Origin of the sequence: Haemophilus sp. SZY H68 (genome assembly GCF_018829685.1) — a bacterium.
Taxonomy (GTDB): Bacteria; Pseudomonadota; Gammaproteobacteria; order Enterobacterales; family Pasteurellaceae; genus Haemophilus; species Haemophilus haemolyticus_K.
Genome location: NZ_JAHKKB010000001.1, coordinates 464,582 through 481,428, shown reverse-complemented (window position 1 = coordinate 481,428; position 16,847 = coordinate 464,582). Strand labels below are relative to the sequence as shown.

Genomic DNA, 16,847 nt, shown 5'->3' with positions numbered 1-16,847 from the left:
ATATTTAATAAATTAGCTGTTTTTTAATATCAAAAACTACAACGCCTCAATCGCTTTATACTGCTCTTGGATTTTTTCTAATCCAGATTGGTATTCTGTTTGTTTTTCTCGCTCTTTTGCAATCACTGCTTCTGGTGCTTTAGCCACGAAAGCTTCGTTGCTGAGTTTGTTTTCGATACGTTTAACTTCGTTTTGATATTTTTCAATCTCTTTAGTTAAACGCGCAAGCTCAGCTTCTTTATTGATAAAGCCAGCCATTGGCACGAGTAATTCCGCATTGCCGACGAGTTTCGCTACCGCAAGCGGTGCGGTTTCGTTTGCAGCTAACACTTGAACGTTGTCTAACTTCGCCATGGCTTTTAAAAGAGCGGTCTGTTTTTCGAGAATTTTTGCGTTTTCTGCACTTAAATTACGGAATAACAGATCTAAGCCTTTGCTTGGTGCGATATTGCTTTCTGCACGGATATTACGTACTGCAACAATCACTTCTTTTAACCAATCAATTTCAGCTTCTGCTTCAGGATCAAAGCCGTTCTCTTCCACTTGTGGGAAAGGTTGTAACATAATGCTGTCTGCAGTGATGCCCACGAATCCTTTCACTTTTTGCCAAATTTCTTCGGTAATAAATGGAATGAGCGGATGTGCTAAGCGTAATAATTTTTCTAACACGTGAACCAAAGTTTGGCTTGCCGCACGGATTTGTGCTGCATTGCCATTTGCAAATACTGGTTTAGTCAATTCTAAATACCAGTCACAGAATTGATTCCAGGTAAATTCATAAATTGCGTTAGCACAAAGGTCGAAACGATATTGGCTTAATGAGTTACGGAAAGTTTCCACTGTGCGATTGAATTCGGATTGAATCCAACGATCGGCTAATGAGAATTCGATCTCGCCTTCGCTTAAATCCAATTTTTCATTCGTTAACACGAAACGGCTTGCATTCCATAATTTGTTACAGAAGTTACGGTAGCCTTCTAAACGTTTCATATCCCAGTTGATATCACGACCATTTGAAGCTAATGCCGCTAATGTGAAACGTAATGCATCTGTACCGTGAGCTGCAATACCTTCAGCGAATTCTTTGCGCGTTGCTTTAGCAATTTTCTCTGCCAATTGCGGCTGCATCATATTGCCAGTACGTTTTTCAAGTAAATCTTCAAGGCTGATACCGTCAATCATATCGATTGGGTCAAGTACGTTACCTTTCGATTTCGACATTTTTTGGCCTTGCTCATCACGGATCAAGCCTGTTACATACACCGTTTTGAATGGCACTTGTGGTTTGCCGTTTTCATCTTTCACGAAGTGCATCGTAAACATAATCATACGTGCAACCCAGAAGAAGATGATGTCAAAGCCCGTGATTAACACATCCGTTGGATGGAACATTTTGAGTTCTTTGGTTTGCTCTGGCCAACCTAAAGTTGAGAATGTCCATAAACCAGATGAGAACCACGTGTCTAACACGTCTTCATCTTGCTTGAGTTCAACCGCAGAATCTAAGTTATATTTTGACCGCACTTCATCTTCGTTGCGCGCGACATACACGCTACCTTCAGCATCATACCACGCCGGAATACGGTGTCCCCACCAAAGTTGGCGAGAGATACACCAATCTTGAATATCACGCATCCAAGAGAAGTAAAGGTTTTCATATTGTTTCGGTACGAATTGGATTTCGCCGTCTTCTACTGCTTTGATTGCTACATCAGCAAGCGGTTTCACGCTAACATACCATTGGTCAGTTAGCATCGGCTCAATCGGCACGCCGCCACGGTCGCCATAAGGCACTTTCAAATCGTGTGGTTTAATTTCGTCTAATAAACCTAGTGCTTCAAAATCTGCCACGATTTTTTTACGTGCAGCAAAACGCTCTAAACCACGGAAATCCGCAGGAATCATCGCTTCATAACCCGCAAGTGGTTTGCCGTCAGTACCGATAATTTCGGCTTCATCACGAATATCTGCATTTAAAGTTAATACATTAACCATTGGCAAGCTGTGACGTTTACCTACTTCGTAGTCGTTAAAGTCGTGCGCAGGGGTAATTTTTACCACACCCGTACCGAATTCACGATCAACATATTCATCCGCAATAATTGGAATTTCACGATTAGCTAATGGCAGAACCACAGTTTTACCGATTAAAGATTGATAACGCTCATCTTCAGGATGCACCGCCACCGCTGTATCGCCCAACATGGTTTCTGGACGCGTGGTTGCCACCACTAAATAATCTTTACCATCCGCCGTTTTTGCACCGTTGGCTAACGGATAACGGAAATGCCAAAGAGAACCTTTGCTCTCTTTGTTTTCCACTTCTAAATCAGAAATCGCGGTGTGAAGTTTTGGATCCCAGTTTACCAAGCGTTTGCCACGGTAAATCAACCCTTCTTCGTGCAAGCGCACAAACACTTCTTTTACAGCGTTAGATAAACCATCGTCCATAGTGAAACGCTCACGTTCCCAGTCGATTGAGTTACCTAAACGGCGCATTTGTTGGCTGATTGTGCCGCCTGAATAGGCTTTCCAATCCCAAATTTTGTTGATGAACGCTTCACGACCATAATCATGGCGAGTTTTGCCTTCTTCAGCCGCAATTTTACGTTCCACCACCATTTGGGTCGCAATACCCGCGTGGTCTGTCCCCGCTTGCCATAAGGTGTTATGCCCTTCCATACGGTTAAAACGGATTAAAGTATCCATTAAGGTTTGTTGGAAAGCGTGCCCCATGTGTAGGGAACCTGTGACGTTCGGTGGCGGAATCGCAATGCAATAGCTTGGCACGTTTTCATTTTCAGACGGTTTAAAATAACCGCTATCTTCCCAATGTTGATAAAGGGCTTGCTCTACCGCAGACGGATTAAAACGGTCTGCCATTTCGAATTTTTGTGTCATTTATTTTTTCTCTTTGGTTTATTAATTATTTTTCACTAGAATTTCCCTAAATTCCATATACTTGTAAATATCTAATAGACGTTTTTTGTCAATTTTCTCATTATCTTCAAGTCTATCGTATAGCGATAAAATCCGACTCTCTGTATATGTTGAGGTAATATTTGATAACCTTTCAATTAAGAAAAAAGACTCCTCCCATGTGAGACTATAATTATTCTCAGCAAAAACATTTGTAGTATTATGTTTATATGAAAAAAAATGTGATATAGCACCAATAACCCCATTAACCCCTTTATCAAATCTCACCGAAACCAGATAATATTTTAAAATATCTTTTTTAGAGAATTGATTGTCTAACCAAAAAGCCAATAAAACCTCAATAAACTTCCGTCTAAACTTATATTTTGAACTAAATATAAACAGCGTTCTACATAACTGCATTGATATCGTAGAACCACCACTTTTCAACCAACCAGTCTTTTTTCTAATATAGCAAAATGAGGATAAAAATCCTCTAACCAGAGCCTTAAAATCAACACCATTATGTGAAAGGAACTTACGATCCTCGATATTCACAAGCAATTCATTTAATTTAGAAAAATCACACTTTATACGCTCGCTTTCACATGAACTTAGTTTTAATCTATACAAAACATACTCAAAATCATCAACTAACTTAATGCCAAGTACTTTTGAAATCATCTTTGTTAACAATAAGAATAAAGTTTCATGTAACTCTAAAAACTTAACTCTATAATAAATAGCTGATAAAAATGTTATTAATAAATTTATTACCCACCAATAATCTCTTACAAGCTCAATTGAAATAACATTACAGTTAGACCACCATAAAAAATTTAAAACGAGTATTATTAACCAAAACGGACAACTACCAAATCGGAACCAACCAGGAAATAACTTTATACAAAATGGATTAGTTGCACCCTCAATTCTCCAATTAGGTATTGTTAACTGCAAAGAACCATAATCTAGACCAAGTATCCTTCTAAGAGTAATAACTTTCCTTACATTCACTACAATAGTTTTTTGTAATTCAATAAAATAAGTTAAAACAAAAAAACATATAAAAAATATAAAAACATAAGAAATAAAAAAATGATTACTAAAAAAACTAACAGCTCCACTATTAGGTTCTTTACTAAACAAAGTAAAACCTAAAGTGATAATAGCCAAAAAAGCATTAGCTAGTTGGTTATAAAGCTGACTTTGAGTATTGGAAATACGTAAAGCATCCTCAAATTCTTTTAATACGATATCTCTATTCTCATATCCATATGTTGGATAGTATTGCTGAAAATACATAAAATCACCTAAATAAAATATCCCAAATATCGTCCTTTCACTTTAGCATTTAAATAATATCAATATACACTTATAGCTTTCTAAAAGCTTAGGCATCTATAAATTTAAACTCAATCATATAGAAACTATTTTCATTTGGATAAATCCCCCGAATCACCTCTTTCAATTCTTCCAACCTCATATTCTCCTGCTTCGCATGCAGTTCCGTTAGTTCATCAAGGGTAATCGGCGCAACACTTAACACTTCAATCATGCAGAAATATTGATTATCTTCAAAGCGACCAACACGCAAAATATCGCCTGCTTTAAAATGGCTTTCGGATTTATCTCGAATGGTGATGATTTTACGCCCTGCGAGAATATCGGCTTCAAAGCGTTGATAAAAGGTAATGTCGTTCATTTATTAACCCACGTTTTCAGTAGAAAGATTCCAACCTTGCAGACGTAATTGTTTATAGCGTTCTCGGGCTTGTGTTTTTAAGACGTCATCTTTCGGTACAAAATCAATAATTTGGGTAAAACTATGACTAAAATCTGGGATTTCTTGTTGCAAATTAATTAATACATCACGGCGTTGTAAATTTCGTTTTCCAAACCATGAAATCTCAATCGGTGTGGGATATTGTGTTGCCTCACCCGATAAATTATGTGGAACAAATTCATTAGGATCTCGTTGCCACAAACGCTCATCAATTTCTAGCGCTTGAGCCTCACTTTCACAGCTAATCAATACTTTTTTCCCTGATCGCCATATTGAGGCAACAAGATTACAGGCTATTTCTTCGACAGTTAACGTACAATCTTCCGTAAGAATGTAAAATTGTGCAGTTTTTGCCATTTTAGCCCCATTATTTTCTCAATCTTGCCCAATAAAAAGAGCGAAATTTTAACGAAAAAACCCTAAAAAATAAATAATTAAATATACATTATTACAAATGCGTGGAAATCCACCGCACTTTTATGATCTATGTCACAAAACTGATTTTTAACGTTTTTGTTACGTTCCACTCATAACTCTGAAGTGTTAAAATCAATCCGATATTAATTTTCATTCAATTCATAGGAGTACAGAATGGCATTTCGTATTGAAAAAGACACAATGGGTGAAGTTCAAGTTCCCGCAGATAAATACTGGGCTGCGCAAACTGAACGTTCACGCAATAACTTTAAAATTGGTCCTGCCGCATCAATGCCACATGAAATTATCGAAGCTTTTGGCTATTTGAAAAAAGCAGCCGCATTTGCTAATCATGATTTAGGTGTATTACCTCTTGAAAAACGTGATTTAATTGCTCAGGCTTGTGACGAAATTTTAGCAAATAAATTGGATGATCAATTCCCACTCGTTATTTGGCAAACCGGTTCTGGTACACAATCCAATATGAATGTGAACGAAGTAGTTGCAAATCGTGCTCATGTGTTAAACGGTGGAAAATTAGGTGAAAAATCTATTATTCACCCAAATGATGATGTGAACAAATCACAATCTTCAAATGATACTTTCCCAACAGCAATGCACATTGCGGCATATAAAAAAGTAGTTGAATACACCATTCCTTGTGTTACACGTTTACAAAAAACTTTTGCGGCAAAATCTGAAGCTTTTAAAAACGTGGTAAAAATTGGCCGCACTCACTTAATGGATGCTACCCCATTAACATTAGGTCAAGAATTTTCAGCTTATGCAGCTCAATTAGATTTCGGCTTAAAAGCATTAAAAAATACTCTTCCGCATTTAAGTCAATTAGCATTGGGTGGTACTGCGGTTGGCACAGGTTTGAACACGCCGAAAGGCTATGATGTGAAAGTGGCAGATTACATTGCGAAATTCACCGCACTCCCGTTTGTTACTGCAGATAATAAATTTGAAGCATTAGCGGCTCATGATGCGATTGTTGAAACTCACGGTGCATTACGTCAATTAGCAATGAGTTTATTTAAAATTGCGAACGATATTCGTCTATTAGCATCAGGCCCACGTTCAGGAATTGGTGAAATTTTAATTCCTGAAAATGAACCAGGTTCTTCAATAATGCCGGGTAAAGTCAACCCAACTCAATGCGAAGCGATGACAATGGTCTGTGCACAAGTATTTGGTAACGACACCACAATCGCATTTGTAGGTTCACAAGGTCACTTCCAATTAAATGTGTTCAACCCTGTGATGATTGCAAACTTCTTACAATCTGCTCAATTATTGGGCGATGCTTGCATATCTTTCGACGAACACTGTGCAATGGGAATTGAGCCGAACTATCCACGAATTAAACAACAACTTGAAAATTCATTGATGTTGGTGACCGCACTTAATACGCATATTGGCTATGAAAACGCCGCTAAAATTGCAAAAACGGCGCACAAAAATGGCACAACATTGCGTGAAGAAGCGATTAATTTAGGATTAGTTTCTGCCGAAGATTTTGATAAATGGGTTCGCCCAGAAGATATGGTGGGTAGCTTAAAATAATTCATCACATAAATTAACATTACAACGATCAAAGGCGAGTAAAATTACTCGCCTTTTTACTCATTTCTAATTTGTTTTTTGATGCGGTTTGTTATAATCAACACAATTTTATTCACGGCAATTTATTATGAAAATGAAATCCCTTTTTGTGGCAATAATCACGTTTTTTTCTGCCGCACCTTTTGCTCATTGGCAACCCATCGGAAATGCCGAATACACTTGGGGGCCCTTCCATGTTTATACCATTGGCTTATTTTCCGAAACTGGCACTTATCAAGAAAATGAACACCCATTAATGCTCTCTTTCAAATATGAAAAACCCATTGAAGGAAAAAATTTTGCGATTACGCTTATTAAAGAAATCGAAACCTTAAAACTTAATGATGGCGATACTCAAAGCTGGCTTAAAGAAATGCAATCCATATTTCCGGATTTCTCACCAAATGATATCTTGAACTATATTGCCTTACCAGATAGAGGCTACTTTGTCTTAAACGACACTGTTTTGGAACACGATTTTGATGCTAAATTTAATCAGGCATTTATAGGCATCTGGCTTGCACCTAATAGCACTTTTGTAAAACTGCAGCCGCAATTATTAGGCAAAACGAAAAGCAATCATGAAGCGGCTGAATTTTATCTCAAACCTGAAATTGAATCCTTTGATGAACAAGATTCTACGCCTGAACTACCGCCAAACTATCTGTTAAATCAAGAGAGAAAATCTTTTGGATAAATAAAAACGCCGCCTTTTGTCAAAAAGTGCGGCGATTTTATTTCCATTTTATTTTTGAATAGTAGCAAGAAATTCTTTACGCGTATCACGATCTTTTAAAAATACGCCTCCATAAGCAGAAGTAATAGTATAACTATTTGTATCTTTAATTCCCCGCGCTTTCACACAAAAGTGTGTTGCCTTAATATAAACGGCGACATCATCTGTTTCTAAAATAGTTTGAAAAGCTGTGAGAAGTTGTTCTGTTAGCCTTTCTTGTACCTGTGGACGCTGTGCAAAAAACGACACAATACGATTAATCTTCGAAAGACCAATAACCCAATCTTTTGGATAGTATGCCACACAAACTTTACCATCAATCGTAACAAAGTGATGCTCACAAGTACTCGTCAATGTAATATCATTAACCTGCACCATTTCGCTCACTTTCATTTGGTTTTTAATTTTTGTCATTTTAGGGAAATTTGCATAATCCATTCCACTAAAAATCTCATCAATAAACATTTTTGCCAAACGATTAGGTGTTTCTTCAAGACTATCATCTCGTAAATCTAATCCAATTAATTTCATCACTTCATGCATATGTTTTTCAATACCTAAGCGACGTGCTTCTTTACATTGGTTTAGATCTATCATCGGCGTTTCAATGCCCTTAGCAATTAAAGCATTGCGTACACTTATTGCATCTTGTGAAATATCGGTCATAACAGTCTTTCCTAAAAAAATAATGAGTTATTCTAACAAAGGATAAAGCGAACGCAAAATGAGAAAAATCACTAAGTAAAATGAAATCTTTAGTTTTAAGATTTTTCAGACTACAATACTTTAAGTTTTACTTTAATTAAGGAATCTCTATGCTCACGTTGGATCAAGCCCGTAATAATATGCTAGAACAGCTCACCTTTCCTACACAAATTGAAACACTTAATTTACAACAAGCCGCTAATAGAATTTGTGCAGAAGATGTTATTTCCCCTATTAATGTCCCTTCTTTTGATAATTCTGCGATGGATGGATATGCTGTACGTTTAGCTGATTTAGAAAAATCACTGACCCTTTCTGTTGCAGGTAAATCCTTTGCAGGAATACCATTTCAAGGATCATGGCCTGCTCAGAGTGCAATAAGAATTATGACTGGGGCAATGATTCCTGAAGGAGCTGATGCTGTCGTAATGCAAGAACAAGTCAACATAAATGAAGACGGAACAATCACCTTCTCTGAATTACCTAAAATCAATCAAAATATTCGTCGTATTGGAGAGGATGTTAAAAAAGGAGATATTGTATTAACACAAGGTGGTGAATTAAATGCCGTTTCTTTACCATTATTAGCTTCTTTAGGTATCTCAGAAGTAAAATGTTATCATCGATTAAAAGTTGCCATACTTTCCACTGGGGACGAACTTGTCGAGGTAGGTAAACCGTTACAAATTGGACAGATTTACGATACAAACCGATTCACCGTAAAATTACTGCTAGAAAAACTTCATTGTGAAGTTATTGATTTAGGATTATTACCAGATAATGAGGCTGAATTTGAAAAAGCCTTTATATCTGCACAAAAGCAGGCTGATTTAGTGATTACCAGTGGTGGGGTATCTGTTGGAGAAGCCGATTTCACTAAAACAGTATTAGAAAAAGTAGGTGAAATTAATTTCTGGAAACTTGCCATTAAACCTGGTAAACCTTTCGCTTTTGGTAAACTAGAAAATGCATGGTTTTGTGGCTTACCTGGTAACCCTGTCTCTGCACTTGTTACTTTTTATCAACTCGTTCAGCCCCTTATTGCAAAATTGCAAGGTCAAAAACAATGGAAAAATCCAGCACGTTTTTCAGCAATTGCTTCAACAAACTTAAAAAAATCTCCTGGTCGCGTAGATTTCCAACGAGGTTTTTATCACATCAACTCACAAGGACAAATTGAGGTTAAGTCTGTTGGGTTTCAAGGATCTCACTTATTTAGTGCATTCATAAAAAGTAATTGTTTTATTGTATTAGAACAAGAGCGTGGCAATGTATCAGCAGGTGAACGTGTAACCATAGAACTCTTCAATCATTTATTGGGATAACCTATGACTGAATTAAGTTACGAAGAAGAGCTACGATATAACCGGCAAATCATTCTTAAATCGATTGATTTTGAAGGACAAGAAAAACTAAAAGAGAGCAAAATTCTCATTGTAGGTTTAGGTGGATTAGGCTGTGCGGCTAGTCAATATTTAGCCGCTTCAGGTATAGGACACCTAACCCTATTAGATTTTGACCATGTTTCACTTTCCAATCTACAACGTCAAGTGCTTCATTGTGATGCTAGACTGAATATGCCAAAAGTTGAATCTGCTAAAATAGCTCTAGAACAGCTTAACCCACATATTGATATTCAAACAATAAATGCAAAACTAACCGAAGAAAAACTGGCCGAATTAATACCGCACTTTGATCTTGTCTTAGATTGCACTGATAACGTCGATATTCGCAATCAACTTGATCACCAATGCGAGAAAGCTCACATTCCCTTAATCTCTGGTGCGGCAATCCGAATGGAAGGCCAGATTTCAGTCTTTACCTATGAATCAAATACACCAACCTATCGTGAACTAAGTAAATTATTTGGACAGAATATATTAAGTTGTGTAGAAGCAGGAGTAATAGCCCCAATTGTTGGGATTGTTGGTTCTATTCAAGCATTAGAAGCAATTAAAGTACGTTTAAAAATTGGCAAGAATTTATGTGGTAGATTACTCATTATTGATGGCTTTTCAATGAACATTCGAGAAATAAAATTACCAATAAATACCCCTTAGTTTTATGAGAATATTTTATGATGACTGAAATCAAAAAACTTGATCCTGATACAGCAATTGATATTGCGTACGATATTTTTCTAGAAATGGCAAGTGAAAATCTTGATCCTGCCGATATCCTTCTCTTCAACCTACAATTTGAAGAACGAGGAGGTGTTGAGTTTGTAGAAACTGCCGATAACTGGGAAGACGAAATTGGCGTACTCATCGATCCAAATGAATATGCCGAGATTTGGGTTGGATTAGTAAACAATCAAGATGAAATGGACGATATATTTGCAAAATTTTTAATTTCTCACCGAGAAGAAAATCGTGAATTTCATGTTATCTGGAAAAAATAATATCAAATACTAAAAAATCCCTATTGAATTCACAATAGGGATTTTTCTATTTAATCACAGAATTATTTAGCAGCTTCTTTCACCGCATCAATTGTTTGATTCGCTTTTTCACCTATAGATTGTTTCATTTCTTCCATTTTTGAAGATGCTGCATTTTTGGCTTGTTCAACTTTTTCCATTGCCACATTCTTCGCATCTTCAACTTTAGCCATAGCTGCATCTTTAGTTTCAGCTATTTTTTCTGCTGCCGCTGATTTTGCAGAATCTACAGCGTTGCTCGCCATATCCTTCACATCAGATACAGCTTGCTGTGCAGTAGTTTTTACATCTGCTGCAGCATTAGTTGCAGCTTCTTTCACATCTGTAACAGCTGAAGTCGCCGCTTGTTTTGCCTCTGCAACTTTTTGTGTGGCCTCATCTTTATCAAAACAACCGGTTAACGCGACCGTTGAACCCAACACCAATGCAGCTAATGCTAATTTTTTCATGATAAATCTCCATCTACTATTCATTTTGCAAAGCCCTATTGCTTTGTGTGGCGTAGTTTACGCATATTTCTTAAAAAGGAAATAGGTAAAATAAAAATTTACATTTCTTTAAAAATCTTTACAAACAGAAATACACCTAACCAATTGATAAATAAAATATATTTATAAAGTTCCATGGAGAATATTTATTTTTTGTAAAGATAAACAACCATTAGTTTGATCATTAATAATACAATTAGATCAACGTATCTGCATTTTTATACATGAGAATTTTTGCATATTGTCCAGACCAATTTAAACATGCAATAGTGGCTGGGTAAAAACTGATTGGATTTCGCTTTCCATAGAGCTCTGCTACAATTTCATTGACTAAAGGTAAATGAGAAATAATAAATATAGATTTTATACCTTCATTACGCAATACAGAAAAATAATCCGTCACCATTTCTGCATGGCCATAAGGGGTAACGCCGTCCCAAATTTCTATTTTTGATGATAGTTCACCATTAAAAGCCTGATTTACCTGCTCGAAAGTTTCTTGTGCTCGCACATAAGGACTAATAATAATACGATCTGGCGTGGCTAACTCTAACTGTTTTCTTAACCATTGCCCCTGAGTAAAGGCTTGTTTAATACCATAGGCAGTTAAGCGACGAGCTTTATCACTATTAGCCATTACTTCAGCCTCGCCATGACGCATAATAAAAATATTCATTTTGCTTTCCTAAGCATTTGATAAAAATAAACCGCACTAAATAAAGTGCGGTTAAAAAATTAATGAGATTTAACTACTTCTGCAATTTCTTCTGCACATTGTTGTGCAAGTTCAGCATCTTGGCATTCCACCATAACGCGAATAAGTGGTTCCGTACCCGATTTACGCAATAAAATACGACCTTTGCCTTCTAAACGTTTTTCAACGTCTGCGGCAACAGATTTTACAGCGTCACTTTCAAGTGGATTATCCCCACCCGCAAAACGTACATTAATTAACACTTGTGGGAATAATTTAACCGCACTCGCTAATTCATTTAATGATAATTTATGCTGTGCCATTGCCGCCAATACAGCTAATGACGCAACAATGCCATCGCCAGTTGTATTTTTATCCGCAATGATAATATGTCCTGAATTCTCACCACCAAGCGTCCAATCGTTTTCAACCATTTTTTCCAATACATAACGGTCACCTACATTTGCACGTAAAAAAGGAACGCCAAGCATTTTCAACGCAATCTCTAAGCTCATATTACTCATTAATGTGCCAACGACACCGCCTTTTAATTGACCTGAGCGCAATGCTTCACGCGCAATAATAAAGAGAATTTGGTCGCCATCGACTTTATTTCCTAAATGATCAACCATCATAATGCGGTCGCCATCACCATCATAAGCTAAACCAACATCAGCTTTCGTTTCAATAACCTTAGCTTGCAACGCTGTCACATCAGTTGCGCCACATTTTTCATTAATGTTCAAACCATTTGGATCCGTACCAATTTCAATGACTTCTGCACCAAGCTCTCTCAACACGTTAGGTGCAATATGATAGGTTGCACCATTTGCACAATCTACCACGATCTTATAACCTTCCAGGCCTAAGTGAGCTGGGAATGTGCCTTTACAAAACTCAATGTAGCGTCCTGCTGCATCATTAATACGACTTGCTTTACCTAATTCTGCAGATTCCACACAATCCATAGGTTGCTCTAACATCGCTTCAATTGCTTCTTCAATTTCATCAGGTAATTTAGTCCCTTTTGCTGAAAAGAATTTAATGCCATTATCATAATAAGGATTATGAGAGGCTGAGATCACGATCCCCGCTTCAGCACGGAAAGTTCTGGTTAAATAAGCAATAGCAGGAGTAGGCATAGGGCCGGTAAATGCAGCAGATAATCCCGCCGCGGCTAAACCTGCTTCAAGGGCTGATTCCAACATGTATCCAGAAATTCGGGTGTCTTTACCGATTAAAACCATTTTAGAACCTTGAGAAGCCAATACTTTTCCCGCAGCCCAGCCTAATTTTAATGCGAAATCTGGTGTAATTGGATAAGCCCCTACTTTTCCGCGCACACCATCTGTTCCAAAATATTTACGATTTGCCATAATAAAATTCCTTTAATTTTTTATCGTTATAAAACCATCAGGCATTTTCTGTTGCCTGCCAAACTTTGAGCATATCTGATGTTGCAGCAACATCATGTACGCGTAAAATTTTTGCACCTTTTTGCGCTGCAATAAGCGCACCTGCCGCACTACCTATCACTCTCTGATCGACGGGTTTATCAAGCACCGCACCAATCATTGATTTGCGAGATAATCCCGCTAACACTGGATATCCGCTATGACAAAATTCATTCAGATTTTGTAATAATTGATAATTATGCTGTACAGACTTACCAAAACCAAATCCCATGTCCCAAATTAAGTTTTCTTTTTTAACACCAGCAGAAAGACATTCATTAGTACGTTTCTGTAAAAAAGCCAATACATCTTGCACGACATTTTCATAATGAGGATTTGTCTGCATCGTTCTAGGTTGACCTTGCATATGCATAATGCAAACAGGTAAAGCAAGTTTCACCGCCGTTTCTAACGCATTTGGCTCTTGCAAAGCACGAATATCATTAATCAAATCCATTCCAACACTTGCCGCCTCACGCATCACAACTGCTTTTGACGAATCGACAGAAATCCAACAATCAAAACGGCTTCGCACCGCCTCCACGACAGGCACAACACGATGCAATTCCTCTTGTTCAGATACTTCATCCGCATTAGGGCGCGTAGATTCACCACCAATATCAATAATTGTCGCACCTTCTCTCAACATTTTTTCAACTTGAAAAAGCGCTTTATCTAAACTAAAAAATTGTCCGCTATCAGAAAAAGAATCAGGCGTAAAATTAAGGATTCCCATAATCTTAGGAACGCTTAAATCAAGACATTTATTATTCGCGTAAAGTTTCATAAAGTGCGGTGAATTTTTAGATTAATTTTAATCGGGCGATTATAGCGGAATACGCTCAAGAAAAAAATCATTAGGGGAAAAATAAAGCCTTTCCGAAGAAAGGCCTTGTTGATTAGAGAGTTGATTAGGAATTAGAATCTACCGAATTTTCACCCGCACTTTGAGCATTATTGCTATTTGCATAAGCTGCTTGCCCAGTGTGATCTTCCCATCCAGACGGCGGGGTGACTGGTTCACGATTCATCAATTGTTTGATTTGTTCTTCTTCAATGGTTTCATATTTGACTAATGCATCTTTCATCGCATGAAGAATATCCATATTATCAATCAAAATCTGTCTTGCTCTCACATAGTTACGATTTACAATTGCACGAACTTCTTCATCAATAGCATGAGCCGTTTCATCTGACATATGTTTTGCTTTCGCCATTGAACGACCTAAGAAAACCTCGCCCTCATCTTCCGTATAAAGAATTGGACCTAATTTGTCAGAGAATCCCCATTGCGTCACCATATTACGCGCAATATTAGTCGCTACTTTAATATCATTTGATGCACCCGTTGAGATATTTTCCTCACCATAAATCAAATCTTCTGCTAAACGCCCCGCATACAAGGTAGAAAGCTTACTTTCTAATTGTTTTTGGCTAATACTAATTTGATCACCTTCAGGCAAGAAGAATGTCACACCCAACGCACGACCACGAGGAATAATAGTCACTTTATGTACAGGATCATGCTCAGGAACTAGATAACCTACAATCGCATGACCTGCTTCATGATAAGCAGTCGACTCTTTTTGTTTATCCGTCATAATCATGGTACGACGCTCTGGTCCCATATTGATCTTATCTTTCGCTTTTTCAAACTCAAGCATGGTTACCGTACGTTTATTTACTCGAGCAGCAAATAAGGCTGCCTCATTCACTAAATTTGCTAAATCTGCACCGGAATAGCCAGGCGTACCACGCGCCAATGTCATTGCATCAACATCTTGTGCTACAGGCACTTTGCGCATATGCACTTTTAAGATTTGCTCACGGCCTTTCACATCTGGCAGGCCAACAACAACTTGTCGGTCAAAACGGCCTGGACGAGTTAAGGCTGGATCAAGCACATCTGGACGGTTAGTTGCTGCAATAACAATTACCCCATCATTACCGCTAAATCCATCCATTTCAACTAGCATTTGGTTTAAGGTTTGTTCACGCTCATCATGTCCACCGCCTAAACCCGCACCGCGTTGACGACCTACTGCATCGATTTCATCAATAAAGATTAAGCAAGGTGCATTTTTCTTAGCCTGTTCAAACATATCACGTACACGTGATGCGCCAACACCCACAAACATTTCTACGAAATCAGAACCAGAAATAGTGAAGAATGGAACTTTTGCTTCCCCTGCGATAGCACGAGCAAGTAAAGTTTTACCAGTACCTGGAGGACCAACCATCAGAATACCTTTTGGAATTTTACCGCCCAAGTTTTGGAATTTATTCGGATCTCGCAAGAAATCAACAATTTCGCCCACTTCTTCTTTTGCTTCATCGCAACCTGCAACATCCGCAAAAGTCACCTTAATCTGATCTTGATTCAGCATTTTTGCGCGGCTTTTACCAAAGCTCATCGCTTTGCCACCACCGCCTTGCATTTGGCGCATAAAGAATACCCATACACCAACAAGGAATAACATTGGGAACCAAGAAATTAAAATTTGGGATAAGAAACCACGTTTTTCAAATGGCGTACCTTCCACTTTCACTTTTTTGCTTAACAAGTCATCAAGCAATTTTTTATCTTCAAGTGGCGGCATTACGGTTGAATATTTAGAACCATCCGTTTTCGTTACCGTAATTTCATTAGCATCAAAACGTGCTTCTGTCACTTGTCCGTTACTTACATCGTAAACAAAGGTTGTATAATCAGTAGAATTATCTACCGAAGAGGAATTAAAACTCTGGTATGCTGTCATCATAATGACCGCTACTACCACCCAAAGCACCAGATTTTTGACCATATCGTTCAAAGTCTAACCTACCTTTCCTAAGTTAAAAAATTTTTTACAAGATACTACACATCATTAGCGATGAAAAGCTATCAAAGCAATTAGCCTTTATAGCCTGTCGCCACAATATATACTTCACGAGAGCGTCCGCGTGATGCTTCAGGCTTACGCACTTTCACCACATTAAATAAAGAACGAATTTCTCTTAAATATTCATCAAAGCCTTCACCTTGGAAAACTTTAACAACAAAGCTTCCTTTGGTTGCCAAGACTTGTTTACACATATCTAAAGCAAGCTCGACCAAATACATCGCGCGTGGAATATCCACTGATGGCATTCCACTAAAATTTGGTGCCATATCAGACATTACCACATCAACTTTATCTTCGCCTACGCGCGCTAATAAAGCATTCAAAACATTTTCATCACGGAAATCGCCTTGTAGAAAATCAACGCCTACAATGGGATCCATTTCCAAAATATCACAAGCAATCACTCGACCTTTTCCACCAATCTGTCCCACCACATATTGAGACCAACCGCCAGGTGCAGCGCCAAGATCGACCACAGTCATTCCTTGTTTAAATAATTTATCCGTTTGTTGAATTTCATCAATCTTAAAATAAGCGCGTGAACGCAACTTTTGCTTATGCGCTTTTTGCACAAATTGATCACTAAAATGTTCATTTAGCCAGCGAGAAGAACTCGCTGAACGTTTTTTCTTTCCCATAATCTTCTATTTTTGGTAGTACTTTTGCTTATATTTGGTTACAATCTGCCGAATTCAAGCCGAGGCTGATTGAAATC

General features: G+C 37.7%; 16 protein-coding genes. 5 read left to right on the top strand and 11 right to left on the bottom strand.

The genetic code is table 11. The features are described from left to right. Positions 1-36: 36 nt before the first annotated feature. From valS to KP712_RS02280, 4 genes are all read right to left on the bottom strand, one after another. Positions 37-2,901 (bottom strand): valine--tRNA ligase, encoded by a 2,865-nt coding sequence (gene valS / locus KP712_RS02295; RefSeq protein WP_215770510.1) that lies wholly within the window; start codon positions 2,899-2,901, stop codon positions 37-39. A gap of 21 nt (positions 2,902-2,922) precedes the next feature. Then, on the bottom strand, positions 2,923-4,224 hold the full coding sequence (locus KP712_RS02290) for a biosynthetic peptidoglycan transglycosylase (RefSeq protein ID WP_215770509.1): 1,302 nt from the start codon (positions 4,222-4,224) through the stop codon (positions 2,923-2,925). Between the two features lie 88 nt (positions 4,225-4,312). Next, a complete protein-coding gene (yqfB, locus tag KP712_RS02285; RefSeq protein WP_215770508.1) occupies positions 4,313-4,624 on the bottom strand; it encodes a N(4)-acetylcytidine aminohydrolase in 312 nt (103 codons plus the stop codon). 3 nt (positions 4,625-4,627) lie between these two features. Beyond that, positions 4,628-5,062 (bottom strand): DNA polymerase III subunit chi, encoded by a 435-nt coding sequence (locus tag KP712_RS02280; RefSeq protein WP_215770507.1) that lies wholly within the window; start codon positions 5,060-5,062, stop codon positions 4,628-4,630. A 234-nt stretch (positions 5,063-5,296) separates the two neighbouring features. On the opposite strand from KP712_RS02280, the gene fumC reads away from it, so the two are divergent. Both fumC and KP712_RS02270 read left to right on the top strand, forming a co-directional pair. Next, positions 5,297-6,691 (top strand): class II fumarate hydratase, encoded by a 1,395-nt coding sequence (gene fumC, locus KP712_RS02275; protein WP_215770506.1) that lies wholly within the window; start codon positions 5,297-5,299, stop codon positions 6,689-6,691. 127 nt (positions 6,692-6,818) lie between these two features. After that, positions 6,819-7,427 (top strand): chalcone isomerase family protein, encoded by a 609-nt coding sequence (locus KP712_RS02270; protein WP_215770505.1) that lies wholly within the window; start codon positions 6,819-6,821, stop codon positions 7,425-7,427. Between the two features lie 48 nt (positions 7,428-7,475). Here KP712_RS02270 and folE read toward each other — a convergent pair whose 3' ends face one another. Next, a complete protein-coding gene (gene folE, locus KP712_RS02265) occupies positions 7,476-8,132 on the bottom strand; it encodes a GTP cyclohydrolase I FolE (RefSeq protein WP_215770504.1) in 657 nt (218 codons plus the stop codon). Positions 8,133-8,281: 149 nt separating this feature from the next. On the opposite strand from folE, the gene moeA reads away from it, so the two are divergent. Genes moeA through KP712_RS02250 form a run of 3 tightly spaced genes read left to right on the top strand, consistent with a single transcriptional unit; the run spans position 8,282 to position 10,572 of the window. Beyond that, positions 8,282-9,496 (top strand): molybdopterin molybdotransferase MoeA, encoded by a 1,215-nt coding sequence (gene moeA, locus KP712_RS02260; protein WP_215770503.1) that lies wholly within the window; start codon positions 8,282-8,284, stop codon positions 9,494-9,496. Between the two features lie 3 nt (positions 9,497-9,499). Beyond that, entirely contained in the window at positions 9,500-10,231 is a 732-nt protein-coding gene (gene moeB / locus KP712_RS02255) for a molybdopterin-synthase adenylyltransferase MoeB (protein WP_215770502.1), read from the top strand. A gap of 20 nt (positions 10,232-10,251) precedes the next feature. Next, complete coding sequence (locus KP712_RS02250; RefSeq protein WP_179222760.1) at positions 10,252-10,572, top strand: HI1450 family dsDNA-mimic protein; 321 nt, start codon at positions 10,252-10,254, stop codon at positions 10,570-10,572. Between the two features lie 62 nt (positions 10,573-10,634). Here KP712_RS02250 and KP712_RS02245 read toward each other — a convergent pair whose 3' ends face one another. The 6 genes from KP712_RS02245 to rlmE all read right to left on the bottom strand — a co-directional run bounded on the left by KP712_RS02245 (position 10,635) and on the right by rlmE (position 16,770). Further along, a complete protein-coding gene (locus tag KP712_RS02245) occupies positions 10,635-11,060 on the bottom strand; it encodes a perilipin family protein (RefSeq protein WP_215770501.1) in 426 nt (141 codons plus the stop codon). A gap of 235 nt (positions 11,061-11,295) precedes the next feature. Further along, the gene (sixA, locus tag KP712_RS02240; RefSeq protein WP_215770500.1) at positions 11,296-11,775 is read right to left on the bottom strand and encodes a phosphohistidine phosphatase SixA; all 480 of its coding nucleotides are present in this window, start codon (positions 11,773-11,775) and stop codon (positions 11,296-11,298) included. A 59-nt stretch (positions 11,776-11,834) separates the two neighbouring features. Further along, entirely contained in the window at positions 11,835-13,169 is a 1,335-nt protein-coding gene (gene glmM, locus KP712_RS02235) for a phosphoglucosamine mutase (RefSeq protein WP_111407353.1), read from the bottom strand. Positions 13,170-13,206: 37 nt separating this feature from the next. Then, positions 13,207-14,034, bottom strand: a complete 828-nt coding sequence (folP, locus tag KP712_RS02230; protein WP_111407352.1) for a dihydropteroate synthase — start codon at positions 14,032-14,034, stop codon at positions 13,207-13,209. A 124-nt stretch (positions 14,035-14,158) separates the two neighbouring features. Then, positions 14,159-16,051 carry an ATP-dependent zinc metalloprotease FtsH gene (ftsH, locus tag KP712_RS02225; protein WP_111407351.1) on the bottom strand — a complete coding sequence of 631 codons (1,893 nt, stop codon included), beginning with the start codon at positions 16,049-16,051 and terminating at the stop codon, positions 14,159-14,161. Between the two features lie 89 nt (positions 16,052-16,140). Continuing rightward, positions 16,141-16,770 (bottom strand): 23S rRNA (uridine(2552)-2'-O)-methyltransferase RlmE, encoded by a 630-nt coding sequence (gene rlmE, locus KP712_RS02220; RefSeq protein WP_005637911.1) that lies wholly within the window; start codon positions 16,768-16,770, stop codon positions 16,141-16,143. Positions 16,771-16,847: the final 77 nt, after the last annotated feature.

Coding starts and splice junctions, on each gene's coding strand:
- KP712_RS02245 (WP_215770501.1), bottom strand. CDS start 11,060: ATGAAAAAATTAGCATTAGCTGCATTGGTGTTGGGTTCAACGGTCGCG.
- folE (WP_215770504.1), bottom strand. CDS start 8,132: ATGACCGATATTTCACAAGATGCAATAAGTGTACGCAATGCTTTAATT.
- moeA (WP_215770503.1), top strand. CDS start 8,282: ATGCTCACGTTGGATCAAGCCCGTAATAATATGCTAGAACAGCTCACC.
- moeB (WP_215770502.1), top strand. CDS start 9,500: ATGACTGAATTAAGTTACGAAGAAGAGCTACGATATAACCGGCAAATC.
- folP (WP_111407352.1), bottom strand. CDS start 14,034: ATGAAACTTTACGCGAATAATAAATGTCTTGATTTAAGCGTTCCTAAG.
- ftsH (WP_111407351.1), bottom strand. CDS start 16,051: ATGGTCAAAAATCTGGTGCTTTGGGTGGTAGTAGCGGTCATTATGATG.
- glmM (WP_111407353.1), bottom strand. CDS start 13,169: ATGGCAAATCGTAAATATTTTGGAACAGATGGTGTGCGCGGAAAAGTA.
- KP712_RS02270 (WP_215770505.1), top strand. CDS start 6,819: ATGAAAATGAAATCCCTTTTTGTGGCAATAATCACGTTTTTTTCTGCC.
- KP712_RS02290 (WP_215770509.1), bottom strand. CDS start 4,224: ATGTATTTTCAGCAATACTATCCAACATATGGATATGAGAATAGAGAT.
- KP712_RS02250 (WP_179222760.1), top strand. CDS start 10,252: ATGACTGAAATCAAAAAACTTGATCCTGATACAGCAATTGATATTGCG.
- fumC (WP_215770506.1), top strand. CDS start 5,297: ATGGCATTTCGTATTGAAAAAGACACAATGGGTGAAGTTCAAGTTCCC.
- rlmE (WP_005637911.1), bottom strand. CDS start 16,770: ATGGGAAAGAAAAAACGTTCAGCGAGTTCTTCTCGCTGGCTAAATGAA.
- valS (WP_215770510.1), bottom strand. CDS start 2,901: ATGACACAAAAATTCGAAATGGCAGACCGTTTTAATCCGTCTGCGGTA.
- sixA (WP_215770500.1), bottom strand. CDS start 11,775: ATGAATATTTTTATTATGCGTCATGGCGAGGCTGAAGTAATGGCTAAT.
- yqfB (WP_215770508.1), bottom strand. CDS start 4,624: ATGAACGACATTACCTTTTATCAACGCTTTGAAGCCGATATTCTCGCA.
- KP712_RS02280 (WP_215770507.1), bottom strand. CDS start 5,062: ATGGCAAAAACTGCACAATTTTACATTCTTACGGAAGATTGTACGTTA.